Consider the following 23,614-nt stretch of genomic DNA (forward strand, 5'->3'; position numbering starts at 1 on the left):
AAGAAACAAGAACGCGCTCAAGCGCAGGATTGCTACTCTATCCGACACCCACCAGCCGGTGCAAACCCGCTAGCCTCGAAGGAATTTCGCTGGCCGGAACGACTCGCTCCGACCTGGAATAAGTTACACACCCTTTGAGCGGAGTACCAAATCGCCAGGTCAGAGCGAGATCGACCGGATATCCCTGCGGTTTAGGACCCGATCTTCGCGCCGGCGAAGGTCTTCTTGCCCCTTCGGAGTACCAGCCACTTGCCGAACAACAGGTCGGTGTCGGCCGGCTGCCACTCGGGATCGGTCACCTTCACGTTGTTGACGTAAGCACCACCCTCGTCGATCGATCGGCGTGCCGCCTTGTTGCCAGTCGCAAGACCGGACGCCACAAGCAGGTCGACGATCGTCGGTGTGGTGCCGGCCTCGAATTCGGCGACGCCGGTTTCCGACAGCGCCGCGGCCAACGTGCCCTCATCGAGTCCCGCCAGTTCCGCGCGACCGAACAATGCCTGTGCGGCCAGTTCGGCAGCCGCAGTCTGGTCAGCTCCGTGAATCAGCGTGGTGAGTTCGGCAGCCAACCGCTTCTGCGCGGTCCGAAGGTGAGGCTTCTCCTCGGTGAGCTGTTCGAGTTCGTCGATCTCTTCACGCGAGAGGAAGGTGAACCACTTCAGGAACTTCACGACATCGGCGTCGGCCGTGTTCACGAAGTACTGGTACCAGGCGTAGGGACTGGTGAGCTCGGGATCGAGCCAGACACTGCCACCACCGGTCGACTTACCGAACTTTTTGCCGTCGGCTGAGGTGACGAGCGGGACGGTGAGCGCATGCGCGCTCCCCGACTCGACCTTGCGGATGAGGTCAACGCCGCCGAGGATGTTGCCCCACTGATCAGACCCACCGATCTGCAGAACGCATCCGTACTTGCGGAACAACTGCAGGTAGTCATTGGACTGCAACAGGAGGTAGCTGAACTCGGTGTAACTGATGCCGTCGGACTCGAGGCGACGCTTCACCGTTTCGCGAGCGAGCATCACGTTGACCGAGAAGTGCTTGCCCACATCGCGCAAGAACTCGATTGCCGTCATCGGCCCGGTCCACTCGTTGTTGTTGACGAGGACGGCTCCATTGGCCGAATCGTCGATGGTGACGAAGCGTTCCAATTGCCCAACGATCTTGTCCGCCCACTCCGAGACGGTATCGGTGGAATTCATGGTGCGCTCACCGACATCGCGGGGGTCACCGATGAGCCCGGTCGCTCCACCCGACAAGACCACCGGACGGTGACCTGCCTGCTGGAAGCGACGCAGGGTCAACAACGGAACCAGATGACCGGCGTGCAGGCTCGACGCCGTCGGATCGAATCCGGCGTACAGCGAAATTGGCGATTCCAGCGCTTCCCGGAGCGAGGCTTCGTCAGTGGTCTGGCCGATGAGGCCGCGCCAAGCCAGTTCATCGATGATGTTGTTTTCCAACTCCGACTCACGCGTCCTTTGCCGTAAAGCGCGCGTGCTCGTCGTCGGAGACTGCACGCGCATCGTCGATCAGCATGTTTGGGATGCCATGCTCGTCGATGGCATAGGCGACTCGGAGCCGCGGGTTGTAGAGCTCATCGCCCGCATTGATCAATTCGCCCAGATCCTGGGGGCACACCAGTCGGTCTCGGACCACCGGATCGATGCCCTCGGCACGTGTTGCCATCAGCTCCCACTTCGTTGTCTCGGTCGGGCCGCGCTCGCCCGCAGGAGGAATTGCCTGGCGAGGGGACGCGGCGATTAACGGATCTAAGGCTACTCGGCGATCACATCAAGGTCGTCGCGAGCAACGTCCCCGTCGGCAACGTCCTCATCTGTGGTGCCCCCGCCGATGGCATTCGGGATCTGGTGAAGATCGACTGACGATGCTGCCGTCGCGGTGAACCGGCGGTACCGACCGTCGGGGTCGCGGTACCAGATTTTGGCACCCGGCTTCGGCATCCCCTTCGCCGCGAACGACCGCGTGAGCGGCCGGAACGATTCGGAAAGCGGGATCTCGTCAACAATTCGGACCAGGTGCGGACGCTGTTCGGCGGGAAGTTCGCCAAGGGCAACGCGAATCTGGGTCGGAGTCAGCGAGGTGAATCCATGCGACAGCTGCACTACTGCCACTGCGAGTTGCTGTCCCGACTCCCCCACCGAATAGACGCCGACAGCCTTGACGCCGTTGATCTGCGACAGTGCCTGCTGCATCGGGACGGTGAAGACCGGGCCGGCAGCGCTCTGTACAACGCCTTGCGCTGAACCGACATACCAAAGGTCCCCCTCGCTGTCGGCGTGGAACAGGCTCCCGGCAACTTCCCATCGGTCGCGCGGGCGGAAGACGTCTCGGAGGACCAGGCCCGAGGCTTCGAACCGCTGGCCAGCATGCGCGACCATCATGCCGATTTCGCCAGGACCGGTCTCCCTGATGTACCCGGTTTCGCGGTCGATCTCCAGTCGTTCGGTGACCGGGTCGTAAGCGGCGATCCGCACCGGATTGGTTTCCGGGAGAGCGACGCCCATCGATCCAATCTTGTTGTCTTCGACGTTGGCGAGAATCGCTGAACCATCGGCGGTGGCGAAGAATTCGAGAACGCGAGCCTTCGGGAGTTGTTCCCGAATGCGCTTCCACAACCCCGTGGTCAGGCCCGAACCCATGAAGAGCCGGACGGAACCGAGCTGGCTGGCGTCGAACTTCGGGTCGTCGAGGATGTCGCTCAACATATTCCAGGTGTACGAAACCACGGTGACGCCATAGCGTCGCACCTCACGGCTGAACCGTTCCGGATCGACTCCTGTCGAAAGGGCAATGCGTGAGCGGCCGGCGGCGGTGGCACCGAGGGTGGTCAGCAGGCCCGATGCGTGGTGGAGTGGCGGAAGGCAGTAGACCGTGTCGCGGCTGGACAGACCCGCTGCCGCAGCGGCACCGAAGGCCGACATGGCGAATCGGTGGTTCGTGATCGACCACCGGTTCACGCGACCCTGGGTTTCGGTGAAGAGAATGAAAGCGAGGTCGCCGGCGAGGCCTGGATCGGGCCGATACCACGACGGCATGCGGACGCGTTCGGGGTCGATCTTCTCCATATCGACGATGCGTTCGCCGTCGGCGCGTTCGATAGCGCGGGCATCACTGCTGCCACCGCCGAGGACCAAGACTCGATCGCACGCGGTTGCGGCACGATCCAAGTGCACCGGGTCGGTGACGATGACTTTTGTCTCGGCGAGCGCGAGGAGCTCGGGAAGTTCATCCCACGACGGCAGAAGCACTGCGACCGCACCGAGTCGTGACAGCGCCGCGACGGTCACGAGGGCCGACGGCCGGGGATCCATCATCATCCCGACATGGACGCCCGGACGAATACCGCATTCGATGAGGCCGGCCACCACATTGTTGATCCGAGTATTGACCTGGGCGTGGGTCAGGACTCGATCCTCAAAGAGAAAGGCTTCCTCGTTCGGTGTGCGCTTAGCGTTCTCGCTCATCAATTTGCCGAGAGAGACCCGCGTGGACGGTTCAATCTGCCCCAGGCGGAAAAGTCGTGGGACAGTACGGACCGATTCGGTCGCCACTGCCTTCGTTGTTCGCTGGAGCCCACTGACGGCACCGACAAGTTCCTTCGAGACGGTATTTCCCACCCCGGCCACCTGACCAACACCGTAGGTCAGACGATTGGCCCAGCTAATACCGGTTCCGCGCTCACTTGGTGCGGTGGGACGCATCCGATCGATGGCCGCAGGGCGGTCGCCGTTGCCTTCTTGCCATTGGATCCATTCGCCGACCGTCGGCCACGTGATCTGGCCGGCCTTCGAACCGACGACCAAGCCGAAGTGTCCGACGGGCAGATCTGACTCATAGACTTCGGCGTCGGGCGCCGCCCGCACGATGCCGCGCACGGCAAGCGGTTGACCGATGTCGTCAGTTTCGCCGACGAAGGCCAGGATCGGCGAGGTGATCTCCGTCATCGAGACAACGTCCCCGTCGATGACAAAACCGCCGGACATCATGCGGTTGTGGACGACGAACTGACGCAAGAGTTCAGCCACGGCCGGGCCCGACCAGGCCACCCAGCCTTCCTGCTCGATGAAGCGACGCTGGTCTTCTCTCGGGAGAAGAGCATCTCGGTCGTGAAGTTTGCGGAGAAAGTCGATGCGGCTTCGCACGGTCTTGACGGGGTCAACAAGCTGGAATCCCGCCCGCGCCAACCAGCTGGGAATCCAGAGACGGTTGAAAACATTGTCGGCGACAAATTCGGCTCCGGGAACGGCTAGTTGCGCCGGCAGGCCGAGTGGCAGTGCGGCGAGGATATCGACCGGACTGCCAAAGGTGATCACGCTGGCGATGCCCTTGGATCGCCGGTAGGCGGCCGTTTGGTAGGCGAACATGCCACCCTGCGAATATCCGCCGAGGTGGACGTCCTGTCCGGTGACGCGCCGGACGAGATCAATGACTCGACTGATGGCGACAACGTGGTCGGTGAGGGTGCGCTCCATGCCGCCCTCTTCGTGGTCCGGCGAGCCGAAGTCGACCACCCACGGAATCACCTTGTGCCGGTACAGCACGGATGCTGCGCCGTTCTCTGGCCCGACGTCGTAGACATTGGCCGACACCATCATCGGCGGGACCAGCACAACGTGGGCGTAACCCTCCCCGGTGTCGGCCGGGAAGTAGCGTCGCAGCCGGTACATTTTTTCGGTCTCGACAACCTGGTACGGCGTCGGTTCAGTCCCGGTATCCAGGCCACCCATCCGGATGACTTCCAGTCCGTTCTGTGCGGTCGCCACGATCCGACCAACGGTTCCACCCACATCTGGCAGAAGTCTCGCCACGGTTTTTCCCCTCACCACTTCCGGTTGCCCCGTTCGCCGAGATTCAGCGCTCGCGAGCACGCCGTGAGTTTACTAGTGACACAGTCGACATGTGCATGCGGACCGCATGTGCATCACCCGGCCAGCAGAGTTTGCTAGGTCAGTGCCGCACGCAGTTCGGCGATCTTGGCCGCAGCGACCGTAATCTGCCTTTCCACCTGTACTGATGCGGTGCCACCGAGGGCATTGCGGGATTCAATGGAACCGGTGACGGTCAGCACTTCCCGGACCGCTGGTGTCAGTGCTGGGTTGATCGCGGCCATGGTTTCGTCGTCGAGTTCATCGAGTCCGACCCCGCGCAGTTCGGCTTCGCGGACGCTGGCCCCGGCGACCTCGTGTGCCACTCGGAACGGAACCCCCTGTCGGACCAGCCACTCGGCAATATCGGTAGCCAGGGTGAAACCAGCGGGTGCGAGTTCGGCCATCCGTTCCGGGTGGAAGGTCAGGGTGGCGACGAGACCGGCCATGGCGGGGAGCAGCAGTTCCAGTTGGGCCACCGAATCGAAGACCGGTTCTTTGTCTTCCTGCAGATCGCGGTTGTACGCGAGCGGTTGCGCCTTCAGCGTGGCAAGCAGCCCGGTCAGGTTACCGATGATCCGCCCGGCTTTTCCGCGCGCCAGTTCCGCGACATCGGGGTTCTTTTTCTGCGGCATGATCGAACTCCCCGTCGACCATGCATCAGCGAGGGTGACGTATCCGAACTCCGGGGTGCTCCACAGAATGACGTCCTCCCCGAGTCGGGACATGTCGACGGCGGTCATCGCGAAGACGAACGCGGCTTCGGCGGCAAAGTCGCGCGAGGAGGTGGCGTCAATGGAGTTGTCCGCGGCACTGTCGAATCCGAGGTCGGCGGCGATGGCTGCGGGGTCGAGGCCCAACGACGAACCAGCGAGCGCGCCGGAACCGTACGGCGAGACGGCGACGCGACGATCTGCGTCGACGAGTCGAGCGACGTCGCGGAGCAATGGCTGTGCGTGGGCGAGCAGGGTGTGGCCCAGTAGCACTGGTTGCGCGGCTTGCAGGTGCGTCTTGCCCGGCATCACGACGCCGGGATTTGCCGCAGCCTGGTTCACGAGGGCCTCGGCGAGATCGAGCACTCCGAGACCAACCCGGCTCATCGCATCGCGCAGCCACATGCGGAATAGCGTTGCGACCTGGTCGTTGCGCGAGCGGCCCGCACGGAGGCGGCCTCCGAGTTCGGCACCGACTCGCTCAATCAGGCCGCGTTCGAGCGCACCGTGGACGTCCTCGTCCGACTCTGCGGGACCAAAGGTGCCGTCGGCAACGTCGGCGGCGAGTTGATCCAATCCCACCTGCATCGCCGCGGCATCGGATTCGGTGAGCAAACCGGCTTTGGCAAGAACTCGGGCATGTGCCTTGGATGCCTGAACGTCGTAGGGTGCCAGCGCCCAGTCGAAGTGCGTCGACTTGCTCAACGCGGCCATCGCCGCAGCGGGACCGTCAGCGAATCGTCCGCCCCACAGTGCGCCCTCATTGGTGCCCTCGTGATCGTTTCCGGTCGCTGGTGCGTTGTTGTTCTCGGCAGTCGCCATGTCGGCACGTGCTCCTCATGAGTTCGCGGGTGGGGTCGGTAAGTTAACGCAGGGCCTGGGTTAGACCAGTCCTTCAATTCTGGCAGCAAGGTCGGCACCGGACAGCGGTCGCCTCGCCAAGACGAAGATGGTGTCGTCGCCTGCGATTGTGCCAACGACCCCGGGCAGTCGTGCCCGATCCAGGGCGCTGGCGAGGTATCCGGCGGCCCCGGGCGGGGTGCGCAGAACGGCGACGTCGCCCGAAGAGTCCGTTGATACGAGCAGTTCGGACACGAGGCGTGCCACTCGGTCGGTGCCGCCTGACACGCCAAGCATGGGGCTGCCGTCTTCCGGCACCACGTACACGCCTACCCCACCGTCGGCGGCGCGTAACTTCACGGCACCGAGTTCTTCGAGGTCTCGCGAGATCGTGGCCTGGGTGGCGTCGATACCGATCTGCGCCAGCCGTTGCTGCAGTTCTACCTGGCTCCGAATGGTTTCGGCGGCCAGGATTTCGACGATGCGCGAATGCCTACCCGCACGCGTTGCCGCGAGGCGTTCGGGTTCGCGTTCCGAGTTGGGAGCGGTCACGGTCGGTCCATGAGCCACGCAAGCAGCGCCTTTTGCGCGTGCAACCGGTTTTCCGCTTCGTCAAAGACGACGCTTGCCGGACCATCGATCACCTCATCGGTAATTTCCTCACCCCGGTGGGCGGGGAGGCAGTGCAGCACAATCGCATCGTCGGCAGCGTGGGCGAGGAGTTCGGTGTTGATCTGGTACGGCCGGAACGGTCCGACCCGGTCGAGTCCGTCTTCCTCCTGGCCCATCGACACCCAGGTGTCGGTGACGAGGACGTCAGCGCCCGTCGCGGCAGCGATCGGGTCAGTGATGAGTTCGACGCTGCCACCGGTTTCTGCGGCGCGACGGTTACTTGCCTCGACCACGGCCGGATCCGGTTGGAAGTCGCTGGGACCGCTGACCCGAACGTGCATACCCGCGGTAACGCCACCGAGCATCAGCGAGTGCGCCATATTGTTAGCGGCATCGCCGAAGTACGTCATGGTGAGGCCTGCGGCACTCCCCTTGCGTTCGATGATGGTCTGCAGATCAGCCAGGATCTGGCAGGGGTGGAAGGTGTCCGACAACGCGTTGACCACGGGAACGGTCGCGTATTCGGCGACAGCTTCCAATCGGTCTTGGCCGAATGTGCGCCACACGATGGCATCGACAAACCGCGACAGCACGCGGCCAGTGTCGGCAAACGATTCGTCGCGACCCATCTGAGTGTTGGCACCGTCGACCACGACTGCGTGGCCACCGAGTTGGCTGATGCCGACCTCAAACGAGAAGCGAGTGCGCGTCGAGTTCTTGTCGAAGATGACGCCGACGGCGCGCGGGCCCTCCAGGGGACGGAACGCGAACCGATCACGCTTCATCTCGGCGGCGAGCGCGAGGACCTCGGCCTGCTCGGCGGGGGTCAGGTCATCGTCGCGCAGAAAGTGCCGAACGGTGCCAGCGGTAGGTGCAGTCATGATTCAGGCCTTTCCGGTCTGTTCGTCGGTGGCCGCATCCAGGATGGCGGGCAGGTCGGCGACAAATTGCGCGCCTTGTTCTTCGGTCAGGATCAGCGGCGGCGCAATCCGGAGCACGTTGGGTGCGGGTGCATTAATTAGGTAGCCGGCAGTGCGGGCGGCCTTCTCTGCAGCACCGGAGATATCGGAGTTCAGCACGATGCCCAGCAGCAGGCCCTCGCCTCGGACCCCTGCGACCTGCGGATGCCCGAGCGCTTCGATACCGTCGGCGATCGTTTTACCCACCTGATCGACGTGTGCCAGCAGATCCTGCTCGTCGATGTACTTCAGGACAGCGAGGGCGGCGGCCGCACACGCGGGGTTGCCGCCGAATGTGGTGCCGTGATCGCCGGGTCCAAACAGGTCTGCGGCCGGACCGGTGGCGATGCACGCCCCGATCGGCATGCCACCGCCGAGTCCCTTGGCGAGGGTCATGACATCAGGCACGATCCCAGCCCGCTGGTGCGCGAACATCCAACCGGTGCGGCCGATACCGGTCTGCACCTCGTCGAGGATCAGTAACGCACCGTGCTCCGCGGTAATTCGACGTGCCTCGGCCAGGTATTCCGGCGGTGGAACGACGACGCCCCGCTCCCCTTGAATGGGTTCGAGGATAACGGCGGCCGTCTGCCCGGTGACGGCGGCCTCGAGGGCAGCGATGTCGCCGAAGGGAACAAAGTCGACTCCGGCGGGCATCGGCTCAAATGGCGCACGCTTGCCCGGTTGCCCAGTCATCGCAAGCGATCCCATGGTGCGACCGTGGAATCCGCCTTCGGTCGCAATGATCTGTGGCCGACCGGTCCGGCGGGCGAGCTTGAACGCCGCCTCGTTGGCTTCGGTGCCCGAGTTGCACAAAAAGACGCGACCGTCGTGCCCGAAGGCGGCGAGAAGACGCTCGGCCAGTTCCACGACGGGCGGCGAAATGTACAGGTTCGAGACATGCCCGAGGGTCGACAACTGCGCCGTGACGGCCTCAACGATGGCCGGGTTGGCGTGGCCGAGAGCATTGACCGCGATCCCCCCGAGCAGGTCTAGGTATTCGCGCCCGTCAGCGTCGTAGACCATTGCGCCGTTACCGCGAACCAGCGCAATTCCGGGGGTTCCATAGTTGTTCATGAGTGCAGCGGACCACCGCTGCTGCAAGGGTGCAGTCATGACTGCCTTCCCGATGATTGGTGAACTGAGTGATGAACTTCTGCTTGCTGACCTTCTGCGCCGCCGGGTTCGTCATCGACGACGGTCGTACCGGACGTGGATGCGGTGAGCAGCGCGGCGAGCACCGAGTGCGGGACTCGACCGTCGATCACATGAGCGGCACCGACACCGTCGCGGACCGCACGCATGCACGCTTCCATCTTCGGCACCATCCCCGCGTCGAGGCTCGGGAGCAGTGCTTCGGTCTCGTTGGCGGTGATGGTTGAAACCAGTGAGCTTCGATCGGGCCAGTCGGTGTAGAGACCTTCGACATCGGTGAGCATCACCAGGTGTTCAGCACCGAGTGCTCCGGCGACAGCGCCGGCCGCAGTGTCGGCATTGATGTTGTGAACTTGGCCCGCCACGTCGGGTGCAATGGTCGAAACGACGGGGATTCGGCCAGCGGCGATGAGATCGTCGATGGCCGAGGTGTTGACCTCGGAAATGTCGCCAACCAGACCGATGTCGGTGGGCTGCCCATCGACGAGGACGGTCCGCCGGGTGGCGGTCAGCAAGTGGGCGTCTTCGCCGGTGATACCGACCGCGTAGGGCCCGTGCGCGTTAATCAGGCCGACGAGTTCTCGTCCCACCTGACCGAACAGCACCATGCGGACCACGTCCATAACTTCGGGCGTGGTCACGCGGAAACCGCCGCGGAACTCCCCCTCCAGGCCCAACTTGCCGAGCATCGCCGAAATCTGGGGTCCGCCCCCATGGACGACCACCGGATGGATGCCACAGGCACGCAGGAGTGCCATGTCGGCGGCGAAGGCCTTCTTGAGTTCGTCGTCGACCATGGCGTTGCCGCCGTACTTGATGACGACTCGTTTGCCGTGCAAAGCCTGCAGGGCGGGCAGCGATTCGGCGATGATTCCCGCTTTTTCCAGCGGATTCAGGTCGGTCATGACGAGTACGCCGAGTTCTCTTCGACGTAGGCGTGCGACAGGTCGGTGGTCCGGATGGTGGCCTGTGCTTCCCCGAGACCAAGGTCGGCAACGACCTCGATGCGATCGCCCGACAGGTCCACGTCGCGCGCCCCGGGGACACCGGTGCCGTTCTTGGCGATCGGCGATCCGTTGAACGACACGGTGATCAAGTCCGGATTGATCCGGACGCGCGAGGCACCGATAGCGGCGAGGACTCGGCCCCAGTTGGGGTCGGATCCGAACAGTGCCGTCTTGACCAGGGAGTCCCGGCCGACGCCCCGCGCGATCTCCAGCGCATCGTCTTCGGTCACCGCCCCGGTAATGGTGATCTCGATTCGCTTGGTGACGCCTTCGGCGTCGCTCTGCAATTGCCCAGCGAGATCGTCACAGACAGCAAACACCGCGGCGTCGAGCTCTTCCTGCGGTACCTCAATCTGGCTGGCACCTGACGACATGAGCAATACGGTGTCGTTAGTTGAGATGGACCCATCGATGTCGAGGCGGTCGAAGGTACGTGCGGTCGCACGACGCAGCGCGGTATCGAGCGCTTCCGCGCTCACTTTGGCGTCGGTGGTGAGCACCACCAGCATCGTCGCGAGCGACGGTGCCATCATGCCTGCACCCTTGGCCATCCCGCCGACGTTCCAGCCGCCCGTATGGTGCAACGCCACCTGCTTGGGGATGGTGTCGGTGGTCATGATCGCGTAGGCCGCGTCGGTGCCACCTTCAATTCCGCCAGCCATCTCGTGGACGATCTCAGTGACGCCGGCCCGCACCTTGTCCATCGGTAGGCGTTCACCAATCAGGCCGGTGGAGCAGACAGCAACCTCGACGGCGCCGGTTTCGGTACCCCAATTCGACAGGTCTGTCGCGACCGCCTCGGCGGTGGCGTGCGAATCCTGGAAGCCTTCCGGACCGGTGCACGCATTCGCGCCGCCCGAATTGAGGATCACCGCGCGCAGGGCCCGACTTTGGATGACCTGTTGCGTCCAAAGGACAGGCGCGGCTTTGACCTGATTGCGGGTGAATACCCCCGCGGCACCCAGGTCGGGGCCTTCGTTGAAGACCAAGGCGAGGTCGGGGTTGCCATTAGCTTTGATACCCGCAGCCAGTCCGGCCGCCCGGAAGCCGAGGGGCGCGGTTACTCCCTGCTTGCGTGTCATGCGCGAACCAATCAGCCGCTCGAGGTCGTCGCCCTGATGGTTGGTGGGAACAGATTCGGTCACGGTTGTCTGGTCCTTTGCGATGAGGTCCGAAGGCTTACTACTGGTTGGGTCGGTACTTGCTGGGTCACGTGTCACGGGGCCACGCCCACCATCGGCAGGCCTTCAAGTTCGCCCCAACCGAGGGCGAGGTTCATCGACTGAACGGCGGCGCCGCCGGTGCCCTTGGTGAGGTTGTCGACCACACCCACGGCCACAAAGGTGCCGGAGCGTTCGTCAACCGATATGCCGATGGACACCATGTTGGTGCCAATCACGGAACCGGTCTCTGGGAACTCTCCCAACGGGAGCAGGTTCACAAACGGTTCGTTCGCGTAGGCCTTTTCGTACACCGCCCGAATTTCGTCAATGGACGCGCTGGTCTTGGCCGAGCACGTTGCGAGGATGCCTCGAGTGGTCGGCACCAGGACCGGAGTAAAGGAGACGGTGACCGGCATAGCCGCCGCAGCGGAGAGCGCCTGGGTGATTTCCGGCGTATGCCGATGCATTCCGCCGACGCCGTAGGCCCGAACCGACCCAATCACTTCGGCGGCCAGCAGGTTGACCTTCGGGGAGCGGCCGGCACCGGAAGTGCCGGACATTGCGACCACGTTGACCGACGGTTCGACGAGGCCCGAAGCCAGTGCAGGCAGCAGGGTCAAGATCGAGACCGTTGGGTAGCAGCCGGGTACCGCGATTCGGCTGGCGCCTTCAAGCTTTTCCCGGTTCCCGGGGAGCTCGGGCATTCCGTAGGGCCAGGTACCGGCATGCGTACCTCCGTAGTACGCCGCCCATTCACTGGAGTCTTCGAGCCGGAAGTCAGCACCGCAGTCGACGATCAACGTGCTCGGCGACAGAGTATTCGCGATGGCGGCCGACTGCCCGTGCGGCAACCCGAGGAAGACCACGTCATGTCCGGCGAGGACTTCCGGTGTCGTCTCCTCAAGGATGCGATCGGCCAGCGGGAACAAATTCTTGTGATGCTCGATGAGTCGAGTGCCCGCGTTGCCGCCCGCGGTCAGTGCACCGATCTCCAGTTCACCGGACGTCAGGCGCGGATGACCGCACAGCAGTCGAAGGATCTCGCCGCCCGCGTAACCGCTCGCGCCGGCTACTGCCACCTTGATACTCATACGATTATTATGCACGATCGCGGAATTTAATGCAGCCAAATATTTACGGGGTTACGGCCGCAGGGTAAGGATCGTGATTTCCGGCGGCGCTAGAACGCGCACCGGTGGCCCCCAGGCCCCGGTCCCCCGGGTCACGTAGATCGGCACGCCATCAACATTGCCCCACCCGGCGGTTACCGGTTCTTCCAGCGCCACGATGTACGTGTTGGGCCACATCTGTCCATCATGGGTGTGCCCGGACAACTGCAGATCAGCACCGTACTTGGCGGCTTCGAATGCCTGGCTCGGCTGGTGCGCCACAAAGATCACCGGCCGGTCGGCGACGCGATCGCCCAAGGCCTTCCCGTAGTCCGGAGCCTGCGGTTCCGGAGCCGTCTTGTCGTACACGCCAGCCAGGTCGATAACCCCTCCGCCGCGGTGCAATTCCACCCGCTGGTTTCGGAGTGTCTTGATCCCGAGCGTCTCCCAGAAATCGAGCCACGACCCACCGTCGACGACGTAATACTCGTGATTGCCGCTCACGGCGTAGACACCCAACGGTGCCCGCAGCTCCTTGAGCGGCAACAAATCGGGCCCCACGTGCGCCACGGTGCCATCGGTGAGGTCGCCGCCAAGGATCACCAGGTCGGGGTTCTGCGCGTTCACCTTGTCGACAACCTGACGCACAAAGTCCGCGCCACGCGCCGGTCCCGCATGCACGTCGGTCACCAGGGCCACCTTCGCGCCGTCGAACCCGGCGGGCAGATTCTTGATTGTTGCCGTCTCCGTGACGATTCGCGGCGACGAGGCCTCGACAAGGCCGTATCCCACAGCGGCAAGAGATCCGACAACCACGACTGCCGTCGCGACCGCCGTCGTGCGGATGCCGACGTCGCGACCCGCGTTCTTCCCACGCAACCGAGCGATGCCCCGTGCGATCAATCGCGCCACGGCGATCAGCAGGGTGCCAAGCATCAGGTAATAGATGACGGCCGCCCAGGTGAAGCCAAGGAAGCCAAGCGGCCGAGCCCACGATGGGTCGAGCGGTCCGCCAACCGCGAATGCCGCCACGGTGGTCGCCGTCAGGGCCGCCAATATGACGTCGGCGGCGACCGCCCAACGACCCGTCAGTCCGGGCAGCCGGATTAATCGACGGTGCAGCCACGTAAAAACGAGGACGCCCGCGACCGCGGTAAAGAGAACGCGAATCAACGCAGTCGCGCCCCGACCGCCTCAGCAGCATGAGCCACGGCCGCCATCTTGGCCTCGGAGCCTTCGTCCTCGGTGAGCGTTCGATCGGCTGCGCGGAAGGTCAACGCGAAGGTCAACGATTTGTTTCCTTCGCCAACCTGTTCCCCGCTGAAAACGTCGAATAGCGCGATTGACTCGAGGAGGTCACCTGCGCCAGCCACCAGTGCGTCTTGCACGTCTTGCGCCGCAACAGTTTCCGCGACCACAACGTTCACGTCCTGAAGGACGGCCGGGAACGGCGAGACTCGCGGCGATGCCAGATTCTCTTGCAACGGCAACGCGTCGATGTTGATCTCGACCGCGCACAGTCGGGCAGGTAGTCCCATCCGTTCAAGCACTGCCGGATGCAGTTCGCCCGCGTAGCCAACCACGGTGCCGTCAACTTCGAGGCGTGCACAGCGGCCCGGATGCCACGGGAGGTGATCGTCGGACACCAGCGAAATCTCCACGTCGGCCGCACGCCCAATTTGGCGGGCCGCCTCGAACGCGTCGTAAGCGTCGGCCGGACGACCGGCACCTAGCGCACCAGCCGGTTCACGCAGGCCCGTCAACAGGACACCGACATGCAGCGGCTGATCCGGCAGCGAGGCATCGAGGGCCGCCAGTTCCTGCTGCGTAGGTCGACGCGTGACATCGAGTGCGGGCACCGTTGGCCCCTGGTTGCCGCCGAGTACCACCTGACCGATGGTGTACAACGCCAGGTCACGACGTCCGCGGGCAATGTTGCGCGCCGCCATCTCCATGATGCCGGGCAGAAGGGTCGTATTGAGCTGCGGGCGGTCGGACTCCAGCGGATTCAGCACCGACACAGCGTTGCGGCGCGGATCATTTGCCGGCAGCCCCCAGTCATCGAATACGCCAGCGGGCATAAACGGGTACGGGAGTACTTCCACGAATCCATCCGTCGCCAAGCCGATGCCAATTGCCCGGCGACGTCGCTGCGCGGCCGTGAGGCCGGTGCCGCCGGTCGCGCGCGGCACGATTGCCGGAATGTCCTCCAGGCCCTCCAAGCGGAGCACTTCTTCCACCAGATCAGCGCGCTGACGCAGGTCCGGTCGCCACGACGGCGGCGTCACCCGCAGAGGTGCGTCACCGACAACCGTGCAACCAACTTCCCGCAGTCGCGCGGCAGTGGTTCCCGCCGGGTATTCGACACCTGCGGTCTCGTCCGGAAGGTTGGGAGCGATCTCGATGACGGGCGCGGAATCACCCTCGACGCGCACGTCAGCCAACGGGCCTGCCACCGCTCCGCCCGCAATCTCGGCGATGAGCGCCGCGGCGCGGTCGGAGGCGACGGCGGTGATTTCGAGATCGACCATCCGCTCGAATCGCTTGGCGGCTTCCGACGACAACTTGTGCCGCTTGCCGGTGCGGAAAACCCGAACCTGGTCGAAATTGGCCGACTCCAGCAGCACGTTTGTGGTGGCGTCGGAAACCTCCGTCGATGCGCCACCCATCACGCCCGCCAGCGCGATCGGGCCCGAGTCATCGGCGATGACAATATCTTCGGGATCGAGCTTGCGGGTCACACCGTCGAGGGTCTCCAGAGTCTCCCCCGCCTGCGCCGCACGGACGCGGACGGTGCCCACAACCTTGTCGGCGTCGAAGGCGTGCAACGGTTGACCGAGCTCAATCATCACGTAGTTGGTGATGTCGACAATCGCTGAGATGGGACGGATCCCCGCGACCATGAGTCGTTTAGCCATCCACCACGGCGATGAGGCAGTCGCGTCGACCCCGGTCAGTAGGCGGGCGGTGTAGCGGGTTGCCTTGCTGTCGTCGTCGATGGCGACGGGCCAGGCGTCGCCCGGGGCGGTCGCGTCGAGCGGAGCGCTTGCCAGGCCGGTGTCGACGAACGGGGCCTCGAAGGCGCTGGCGAGCTCGCGGCCCAGGCCGCGCATCGAGAAGGCGTAACCGCGGTCGGGCGTCACATTGATGTCGATGGCGGTGTCGGCAAGGCCAAGGACCTCGTGGGCAGACGCGCCGGGCTCTGCGGTTCCCGGCGTCAGGACCAGGATCCCGGAGTGGTCGTTACCGACGCCCAGTTCGCTCACCGAGCAGATCATGCCGTCGGAAGTCCGCCCATAGGTCTTGCGCGTGGCGATTGCGAAGTCTCCCGGGAGCACCGCACCCGGCAGTGCCACCACCACAAGGTCGCCTTCACCGAAGTTGCGGGCGCCGCACACAATGTCGCGCGGCGCTTCTTCGCCGACGTCGACCTGGCAGAAACGAATGGGCTTCTTAAATTCGGTGAGTTCTTCGATTGTGGCCACGCGGCCAATCACCAGTGGCCCGGTGATCTCGGGGAATGGCTCGACATCTTCGATTTCGAACCCGACGCGGACGAATCCCGCGTCGATCTCTTCGGTCGACGCGGACCAGTCCGGAGTGCCTGCGCGCAGGACCTCGGTCAGCCAGGACTGTGGGAGACGCACTTGTTCACCAACTACTTTCGGAAGATTCTTGTGGGGCCGGGCTAGCGTTTAGAGCGCGGGCCCGAAGGGCAGGGTGAAGCGGATATCGCCTTCCACCATGTCGCGCATGTCAGGCAGGTCGTTGCGGAACTGCAGCGTCCGTTCCAATCCCATCCCGAAGGCAAATCCCGTGTAAACCTCGGGGTCAATGCCGCTGGATCGGAGCACATTCGGGTTGACCATGCCGCAGCCACCCCACTCCACCCAGCCCGCGCCACCCTTCTTACCGGGGAACCACACGTCGACCTCTGCCGACGGTTCGGTAAACGGGAAATAGCTGGCCCGCATACGGGTGGTCGTCTCGGGGCCAAACAAGGCCTTCGCGAGCACTTCGAGGGTGCCCCGGAGGTTGGCCATGGTGAGCCCCTTGTCGACAGCCAGGCCCTCGATCTGATGGAAAACCGGGGTGTGCGTGGCATCGAGTTCGTCGGTCCGGAAGGTCCGGCCGGGGCAAGCAACGTAAATCGGAACGTCCCGAGTGAGCATCGACCGCACCTGGACGGGCGAAGTATGGGTGCGGAGCACCTGGCGGGAGCCTTCGGGCGCAATGTAGAACGTGTCTTGCATCGACCGCGCGGGGTGGTCGGGCAAAAAGTTCAGGGCATCGAAGTTGTGGTGTTCGGTTTCGACCTCGGGGCCTTCGGCGATCTCCCAGCCCATCCCCACGAAGACATCGGCAACTTGGTCGCCGATCACCGTGATGGGATGGCGGGCACCGCGTCCACGGCGGCCAGACGGCAACGTGACATCGATGGACTCGGCGACCAGGACTGCGGCATCACGCTCGGCAGTGAGAATTTCGGTGCGTGCATCCAGCGCCGTCTGGACCTTGCCACGGACTTCATTGACGAGCTTGCCCGCGGCCGATCGTTCTTCCTTAGGCAAACTTCCGAGCGCGCGGCGGGCGAGGGCAATCGGCGAACGATCACCAAAGTAGGCGGTTTTCGCTGCGGCCAGCGACTCGAGGTCGGTGGCACCTTCGAAGGCGGCGATCGCGTCAGCGACAGCGGCATCCAATTCGGCGCTCGTCGGGAATTCGTTGGGAGCAGTGTCGTCAGCCACCGGGCTCGCATCTCCTATTTGCCGTGTTGGGCGGTGAAAAGAACTTGCTGTCAGATTAGTCGAATCGCATTGCTTCCCTGAAATTCTCCCCGGCCTCCACCCGGATCGCCGACGGCACACCACCCGGGCACGCGACCAGGTTTGCCGACCCGCGAGGCCGGTGATCGTCGCCTGAGAACACTGAGCCAACGTGTCGTTCGCATAAGTGACGAGCGTCAGAAAATACCTCGCCCAATGCGATAGCGTCATCGACAACATAATCCGACCGTCGTATTAGACGGCCACCCGGGAGGTCTAGGGATGTCTGCAACGCCAGGAAGCCAAATTGCTGGTTATCGAGTGGTAGAACTACTCGGTTCCGGTGGCATGGGCGATGTTTATGTCGTCGAGAACGAGCAGTTGCAAAGACGCGAAGCGATGAAAGTCATTTCGGTAAGCGGGGCGTCGAATCCGGATTTCCAGCAGCGCTTCAGCAATGAGGCCCGCACCGCGGCTTCGCTGGATCATCCGAGCATCATCACCGTGCACAGCTACGGCGTCGCCGACGGTTTGCCCTGGTTCACGATGAGTTACGTGCGCGGACCGGATTTGGCTTCTACCACTCTGTCGCCAGCCGATGCGGTGTTGGTGCTCGGGCAGGTTGCCGATGGCCTTGACTATGCGCACGCACGCACGGTGATTCATCGGGACATCAAACCGGCGAACATTGTCATCACCCGAAACGATGATGGGTCCATTGCGCGCGCCATCATGTTGGATTTTGGGATTGCGAAGTTGGCCGATTCTCCGCAGTTGACCGCCGTGAATTCCGTGGTCGGCACTGCCGCCTATACCGCACCCGAAATCATCAGCGGTCAACATGCGTCGGCGCTTTCGGATCAGTATTCCCTAGCCTGCACAGCGTACGAGTTGTTCGCTGGCGGTGCGCCCTTCAAAGCAGACACCACCACCGCGTTGATGATGGCGCACATCCAAACCCCACCGCCGATGTTGGGTCAGGCACGACCGGACCTTGCGCCTTTGGGGCCGGTTCTGGCCCGTGCGATGGCGAAGGATCCGGCGGCACGGTTCAGTAATTGTCAGGCATTCACCGACGAGTTGAAGCGCGCATTTGCCCAGACCCAACTCGGGACGGCCACTGCGGTGGCGGTACCGAAGCCGTCGTATCAGACTCCCGCCCCGCAGACTCCCGCCCCGCAGCCTTTTCACCCGCAGTCCGCGCCGACGCCGACACCGCCTCCGTATGGGCGGGGCACCATGACTCCGCCGCCTGTCTCGACACCGCCACCGAGCATGCAGCAACCGGCCATGCAGCAATCGAACCCGTCGCATCCGGGAATGGTTCAGCCGGGTTTCTCGCAACCAGGAATGTCCCAGCCGGGAATGGTCCCACCTGTCGGGGCGGGTATGTACGCGCCAGGCGGCGGGCATCCCCAACAGGGCCCGAGCAACTTCAGTGGCGCGGGTTCGCCTCCACCCGTCGCGGGTGTGGCAGGGCCAGCATGGGTCGGGGGCGCGGTGCCGCCGACTAAAAAGAGCAAGAAGGGTCTTTGGGTTGCCCTGTCTCTGGCCGCAATTGTGTTGCTCGCGGTCGCGGCGACAACTCCGCTCTGGTTGTTTAAGGGCGAATCGGCTCCCGCACCCCTCGCGTTTCCGGAATCCCTGCTCGCTGTGGAATCCGGAACCGCGTGTGCCGTGCAGAACGGGGATCTGTTCTGCTGGGGCGACAACGAGTTCAGCCAGATCGGCGACGGCGGTACCGGCACGCACAACACGCCGGTCAAAGTCCCGGGACTCACCAACGTGACTGCCGTTTCGATCGGCAACTACCGGTCCAAGAACGACGGCTATCCGACCACGGCGTGCGCAATTGCGGACGGCGATGTTTATTGCTGGGGGGCCAACCGCTACGGGCAGGTCGGCGATGGGTCCACGGAGGGGCGCCAGGCTCCGGTGAAAGTCCCGGGACTTGGTAAGTCGACGGCGATTCGTACCGCTGCCGGCACAACGTGCGCGGTCAGCGTCGACAAAGAGCTGTTCTGCTGGGGCAGTGGAGAAGCCGGCATGATCGGCACTGGCAATACGGCGGAGGTCGTGGCGACACCGCAAAAGGTAACGGCATTGAAGAACGTGTCGTACGTCGCTGGTGATGGATCGACCATGTGCGCCATCGCTGGCGACGACAACTCCGCATACTGCTGGGGAGGCAACGACGACGGCCAGATCGGCAATGGCACCACGACGCAAACGAGCACCCCGGTCAAAGTCCAGAACCTGAAGAACGTGACATCGATCTCGGTGGGTGGTTCGTACGACCGCGAGAAGGATCTTTACCACCGTTCCTCCTGCGCCGTCGCTGACGGCAAGGTGTACTGCTGGGGCAACGCTGTCGATGGCCCCGGGAATCGGACCGTCCCGGTGGAGGTTTCGGGGATCGAAGACCCCAAACAGGTTTCGGTGGATGTCCAGGGTGCGTGCGTCGTTGATGGTTCCGCAGCACAATGCTGGGGCAACAACACTTTCGGTCAGCTCGGCAACGGCAACACCGAGGACCAGATGAAGCCGACACCCGTTACCGGACTGACCAACGTCAAGGCCATCACAACCGGGCAAAGCTCCACGTGTGCGATGGACGAGAGCAACGAGGTGTACTGCTGGGGCGCATCGAGTCGCGGCAACATCGGCAATTCATCTGCCGACGCCGAGAAGCAGACAACGCCACTGAAAGTGACCTTCTGATAGCCGTAGTACCTCACGCTGCCGAAAAGTCGACACTGAGAAATCGAGGCGAATGCAGTACGCACCGGGAATGACAATCGGCGGGTATCGGATTATCGACTTGCTTGGATCCGGCGGCATGGGTGATGTCTACGTGGTCGAGAACGAGCACCTGCGCCGCCGCGAGGCGATGAAAGTCATCTCGTTTGCTGGCGCGTCGAATCCCGAGTTTCAGCAACGGTTCGCGATCGAGGCACGAACCTTGGCGGCGCTCGATCACCCGAGCATCATCACTATTCACAACAACGGGGTCGACAATGACCGGCCATGGTTCACCATGAACCTTATTGATGGGCCGAGCCTGGCCGCCGCAGTCCTGACTCCCGCCGAGGTGGTGAATGCGATTGGCCAGATCGCTGACGGTCTCGATTACGCCCACCAGCACGACGTTATCCACCGAGACGTTAAAGCGGCGAATATCACGTTGGCCGGGGAGGGATCCGATTTCCGGGCTGTCCTCCTCGACTTCGGACTAGCCAAACTCGCTGACTCTCCGCGCTTGACTGCCATGAACGCGGTTGTCGGCACCTCGGCATTTACCGCGCCCGAGGTCATCAGCGGGCTTCCCGCCACGGCGGCCTCCGACCAGTATTCACTGGCGTGCACCACGTACGAGGTCCTCACCGGGACAGTGCCATTCCCCGCCGACAACCCCGCGTCCATGATGTTGGCGCATGTGCACCAACCAGTGCCGAATCTCGGCTTCCTTCGTCCAGATTTGGCTGCCTTGGGTCCGGTCCTGGCACGGGCGATGGCGAAATACCCGGCGGACCGCTTCCCGAGTTGCCGGGCCTTCACCGACGAGTGTCAGCGCGCTCTCAACCTCGGTGCTGTCGCACCGGCGGCGCCGTCTCCCGGTATTGGTTGGGCACCACCCGGGCAACTTCCCCAGGTTCCAACACCTGCGCCGCCGACGTCGACGGCTACCACGCTGGGTTGGATCATGGTGTGGCTGGCGGTGTCAGTGATGGTGGTCGTCGCGGTGACGGCTCCGCTGTGGTGGCCCTAGCTTTTCAACCCCGGCTTCTCAACGCCAGCATTTTTTGACCGGCCTTGTCCCCCAACGATTTCTCGCGTGCTGCGCACCGGCCACGCCGCAACCAGTTGATTGACTGACTACAGGGCCCAGCCTTTCGCATCTGAAACCGCACGACCGTATTGTGTGATCCGAACATGTGAGCGTGATTGCCAGCGCAGCTGGCCGCAGCATGGTGACTCTGCTGCAATCGACCGAGGAGAAGCGTGGGAATGGCCAAAGCGCCGGGAACGAAGATTGCCGGGTACCGCGTCGTCGAATTGCTCGGGGCTGGCGGCATGGGCGAGGTCTATGTCGTGGAAAACGAGCAACTGCAGCGTCGCGAAGCGGTCAAACTCATTTCCGTGGGTGCCTCTGCCGAGAACCAAGACTTTCAGCAGCGCTTCAACAATGAGGCGCGCACGATGGCCGCCCTCGATCATCCAAGCATTATCACGATTCACAACTACGGCATCGAGGACGGGCAGCCGTGGTTCTCGATGAGCTACCTCGATGGACCTAACCTGGCCACCGCGCGCCTTACTCCATCCGAGGTTGTCACAGCGATCGGGCAGGTGGCCGACGCCCTCGACTACGCACACGCTTCTTCGGTGGTTCATCGCGACATCAAGCCAGCGAACATTGTGGTCACCCGCCATTCCGACGGTCGGCTCCGTCGAGCGGTGCTGCTCGATTTCGGAATCGCGAAGCTGGCTGATTCACCACAGCTGACCGCGGTCAATTCGATCATCAGCACCGTTACGTACACCGCACCCGAAGTGATCCAGGGGATCGCCGCTGGCCCTGCCTCGGACCAGTACTCCCTCGCGTGCACCGTGTTCGAATTGTTGGCCGGACAGACCCCCTTCAAGGCAGAGACGCCGACGTCTCTGATGATGGCGCACATCCAGGAGCAGCCGCCCGCGCTCGGCACGATTCGGCCCGACCTCAATATGTTGGGCCCGGTATTGACCAAGGCGATGGCCAAGGATCCGGCCGCCCGCTATCCCGATTGTCGGGCCTTTGCCGCCGCCCTCGATGTCGCCCTCAATCAACCGGCAGCGCACCAAACGGCGACGCAGCAGCCAGCGATACCGCCATCGGTCTATCCATCGGGTCCCCAGCCGACGCCGCCGCATACTCCGGGAACCGGCGCGCTCACCCAGTTCGGGGCCACGGTCGCCGCACCGTACCCGGCAACGCTCACTCCGGGGACCACGCCACAGCCTGCTCCCCAGATGCAGCTTCCAAATTCGCCCTTCGCGGGCCAGCAGTTTTCCGGTCAGCAGTACTCGGGTCAGCAGTTCGCCGGTCAGCAGTTCTCGGGTCAGCAGTTCGCTCCGGGGCCGCCGTCGTTCCCCGGCCAGCCGTTCGGTTTCACCGGTGGCCAGTTGACCGCCCGGAAGAAGAGCAAAACACCGTGGATCATTGCTGCCGTTGTCGCCGTGCTGGCGATTGCGGTGGCAGGTACCAGTCCCCTGTGGTGGCCGTCTAGTAGCGATACAGCCACCGTCGAAGCATTCTCAACGCCACAGACGGCCGGATCTTCCGGTAGCCAGTGCATGATCGACGAGGGTGAACTCTTTTGCTGGGGTGACAACTCCAACGGTCAACTCGGAATCGGTTCCACCGCCTCGACGAAGACACCGACCAAGGTTCCCGGTCTGACGAACGTCACCGCTGTCGCCATGGGTGCTTTCACCTCGAGTTCGTCGAACTCAGTGTCGGCCACAACCTGCGCGGTCGCCAATGAGGCGCTCTACTGCTGGGGCGAAAACCTGTTCAACCAGGCCGGCGACCCCAGTTCCACCAGCGACAAGACCAGCCCGTTCAAGGTACCCGGATTGGGAAAAGTCACCACGGTCGCAACGTCGTACTCATCGACGTGCGCCGTGTCTGACGGCGACTTGTACTGCTGGGGCTTCTACGCCGGCGCTCTCGGCCAGCCAAACGATTCAGAAAGCCTGTCCGCGCCTACCAAGGTGCCCGGTTTGTCGAACGTGACGGCCGTATCGTCTCGTTCCGGTTCAGTCTGTGCGATCGCTTCAGCTGAACTGTATTGCTGGGGCCGTAACTGGAACGGCCAACTCGGCGATGGCACCACCAACGAACACGCCACGCCGACCAAGGTCTCGTCGTTGAAGAACGTGACCTCGGTGTCGGTTGGTGGCGGAAACATTGACAAGTTGCAGTTCTGGAATACGTGCGCGGTCGCGGACCGTGAGGTCTACTGCTGGGGTAACAACCAGAACAAGCAGGTCAATAGCTCGTCGGACGAATCGATCAGCACACCACTCCGGATTCAGGGTCTCACCGGCGCGTCACAGGTGACGGTCGATATCGGCTCGTTCTGTGCGGTCGTCGACGGTAAGGCCAGTTGCTGGGGCAACAACACTTACGGTCAGCTTGGGCTCGGCAGCACTTCGCGTCAGTACACACCGACCGAGATCACGACGTTGAGCGACGTTCAGCAGATTGAGACGAACTCGAGCGTCACCTGCGCGCTCACCCTCGACGCCCGCTACTGCTGGGGGATCAACAAGCTCGGGCAGGGTGGAGATCCGGCCGTCACCTCAGACAAGTTGAGTGTTCCGCAGCAGATTAAGCTGGCCGATGCGTAAGCGGG

Annotated in this window: 16 protein-coding genes; 3 read left to right on the forward strand and 13 right to left on the reverse strand. The window is 63.5% G+C overall.

Going from position 1 to position 23,614, the window contains the following annotated elements:
- Positions 1–191 precede the first annotated feature (191 nt).
- The 13 genes from tyrS to pheS all read right to left on the reverse strand — a co-directional run bounded on the left by tyrS (position 192) and on the right by pheS (position 17,195).
- A complete protein-coding gene (tyrS, locus tag WBA38_RS00420) occupies positions 192–1,463 on the reverse strand; it encodes a tyrosine--tRNA ligase (protein ID WP_424296902.1) in 1,272 nt (423 codons plus the stop codon).
- A gap of 7 nt (positions 1,464–1,470) precedes the next feature.
- A complete protein-coding gene (locus WBA38_RS00425) occupies positions 1,471–1,689 on the reverse strand; it encodes a Trm112 family protein (protein WP_424296900.1) in 219 nt (72 codons plus the stop codon).
- An 89-nt stretch (positions 1,690–1,778) separates the two neighbouring features.
- Positions 1,779–4,832 (reverse strand): AMP-binding protein, encoded by a 3,054-nt coding sequence (locus tag WBA38_RS00430; protein WP_424321792.1) that lies wholly within the window; start codon positions 4,830–4,832, stop codon positions 1,779–1,781.
- Positions 4,833–4,966: 134 nt separating this feature from the next.
- Entirely contained in the window at positions 4,967–6,424 is a 1,458-nt protein-coding gene (gene argH / locus WBA38_RS00435; protein ID WP_424296897.1) for an argininosuccinate lyase, read from the reverse strand.
- A gap of 60 nt (positions 6,425–6,484) precedes the next feature.
- Positions 6,485–6,994 carry an arginine repressor gene (locus WBA38_RS00440; protein WP_424321793.1) on the reverse strand — a complete coding sequence of 170 codons (510 nt, stop codon included), beginning with the start codon at positions 6,992–6,994 and terminating at the stop codon, positions 6,485–6,487.
- Complete coding sequence (gene argF / locus WBA38_RS00445) at positions 6,991–7,935, reverse strand: ornithine carbamoyltransferase (RefSeq protein ID WP_424296894.1); 945 nt, start codon at positions 7,933–7,935, stop codon at positions 6,991–6,993. The genes WBA38_RS00440 and argF overlap by 4 nt, the downstream gene beginning before the upstream one ends.
- A 3-nt stretch (positions 7,936–7,938) precedes the next feature.
- Positions 7,939–9,129: an acetylornithine transaminase gene (locus WBA38_RS00450; RefSeq protein ID WP_424296892.1), complete on the reverse strand. Its 1,191-nt coding sequence runs from the start codon at positions 9,127–9,129 to the stop codon at positions 7,939–7,941.
- Positions 9,126–10,073 carry an acetylglutamate kinase gene (gene argB, locus WBA38_RS00455; protein ID WP_424296890.1) on the reverse strand — a complete coding sequence of 316 codons (948 nt, stop codon included), beginning with the start codon at positions 10,071–10,073 and terminating at the stop codon, positions 9,126–9,128. Before argB ends, WBA38_RS00450 begins: the two co-directional genes overlap by 4 nt.
- Positions 10,070–11,272, reverse strand: a complete 1,203-nt coding sequence (gene argJ / locus WBA38_RS00460; RefSeq protein WP_424296907.1) for a bifunctional glutamate N-acetyltransferase/amino-acid acetyltransferase ArgJ — start codon at positions 11,270–11,272, stop codon at positions 10,070–10,072. The genes argB and argJ overlap by 4 nt, the downstream gene beginning before the upstream one ends.
- A gap of 119 nt (positions 11,273–11,391) precedes the next feature.
- A complete protein-coding gene (argC, locus tag WBA38_RS00465; RefSeq protein ID WP_424321794.1) occupies positions 11,392–12,429 on the reverse strand; it encodes an N-acetyl-gamma-glutamyl-phosphate reductase in 1,038 nt (345 codons plus the stop codon).
- Between the two features lie 51 nt (positions 12,430–12,480).
- Positions 12,481–13,620 (reverse strand): metallophosphoesterase, encoded by a 1,140-nt coding sequence (locus WBA38_RS00470; RefSeq protein WP_424321795.1) that lies wholly within the window; start codon positions 13,618–13,620, stop codon positions 12,481–12,483.
- Positions 13,617–16,094, reverse strand: coding sequence for a phenylalanine--tRNA ligase subunit beta (gene pheT / locus WBA38_RS00475; protein ID WP_424321796.1), 2,478 nt, complete (start codon positions 16,092–16,094; stop codon positions 13,617–13,619). Before pheT ends, WBA38_RS00470 begins: the two co-directional genes overlap by 4 nt.
- A gap of 48 nt (positions 16,095–16,142) precedes the next feature.
- Complete coding sequence (gene pheS / locus WBA38_RS00480; RefSeq protein WP_424296882.1) at positions 16,143–17,195, reverse strand: phenylalanine--tRNA ligase subunit alpha; 1,053 nt, start codon at positions 17,193–17,195, stop codon at positions 16,143–16,145.
- A 300-nt stretch (positions 17,196–17,495) separates the two neighbouring features.
- Between pheS and WBA38_RS00485 the strand changes: the two genes are divergently transcribed.
- From WBA38_RS00485 to WBA38_RS00495, 3 genes are all read left to right on the forward strand, one after another.
- On the forward strand, positions 17,496–19,934 hold the full coding sequence (locus tag WBA38_RS00485; RefSeq protein WP_424321797.1) for a protein kinase domain-containing protein: 2,439 nt from the start codon (positions 17,496–17,498) through the stop codon (positions 19,932–19,934).
- Between the two features lie 70 nt (positions 19,935–20,004).
- A complete protein-coding gene (locus WBA38_RS00490) occupies positions 20,005–20,982 on the forward strand; it encodes a serine/threonine-protein kinase (protein ID WP_424296878.1) in 978 nt (325 codons plus the stop codon).
- 239 nt (positions 20,983–21,221) lie between these two features.
- Complete coding sequence (locus WBA38_RS00495) at positions 21,222–23,609, forward strand: protein kinase domain-containing protein (protein ID WP_424321798.1); 2,388 nt, start codon at positions 21,222–21,224, stop codon at positions 23,607–23,609.
- Positions 23,610–23,614: the final 5 nt, after the last annotated feature.

The sequence above is a fragment of the Gordonia sp. (in: high G+C Gram-positive bacteria) genome, assembly GCF_049647785.1.
In the GTDB taxonomy this organism is placed as follows: Bacteria; Actinomycetota; Actinomycetes; order Mycobacteriales; family Mycobacteriaceae; genus Gordonia.

What these genes read in the sequence shown, in the direction of transcription:
- WBA38_RS00485 (WP_424321797.1), top strand. Translation starts at nt 17,496, where the DNA reads ATGTCTGCAACGCCAGGAAGCCAAATTGCTGGTTATCGAGTGGTAGAA.
- WBA38_RS00425 (WP_424296900.1), bottom strand. Translation starts at nt 1,689, where the DNA reads ATGGCAACACGTGCCGAGGGCATCGATCCGGTGGTCCGAGACCGACTG.
- argH (WP_424296897.1), bottom strand. Translation starts at nt 6,424, where the DNA reads ATGGCGACTGCCGAGAACAACAACGCACCAGCGACCGGAAACGATCAC.
- WBA38_RS00450 (WP_424296892.1), bottom strand. Translation starts at nt 9,129, where the DNA reads ATGACTGCACCCTTGCAGCAGCGGTGGTCCGCTGCACTCATGAACAAC.
- argC (WP_424321794.1), bottom strand. Translation starts at nt 12,429, where the DNA reads ATGAGTATCAAGGTGGCAGTAGCCGGCGCGAGCGGTTACGCGGGCGGC.
- argF (WP_424296894.1), bottom strand. Translation starts at nt 7,935, where the DNA reads ATGACTGCACCTACCGCTGGCACCGTTCGGCACTTTCTGCGCGACGAT.
- argB (WP_424296890.1), bottom strand. Translation starts at nt 10,073, where the DNA reads ATGACCGACCTGAATCCGCTGGAAAAAGCGGGAATCATCGCCGAATCG.
- WBA38_RS00495 (WP_424321798.1), top strand. Translation starts at nt 21,222, where the DNA reads ATGGCCAAAGCGCCGGGAACGAAGATTGCCGGGTACCGCGTCGTCGAA.
- WBA38_RS00490 (WP_424296878.1), top strand. Translation starts at nt 20,005, where the DNA reads ATGACAATCGGCGGGTATCGGATTATCGACTTGCTTGGATCCGGCGGC.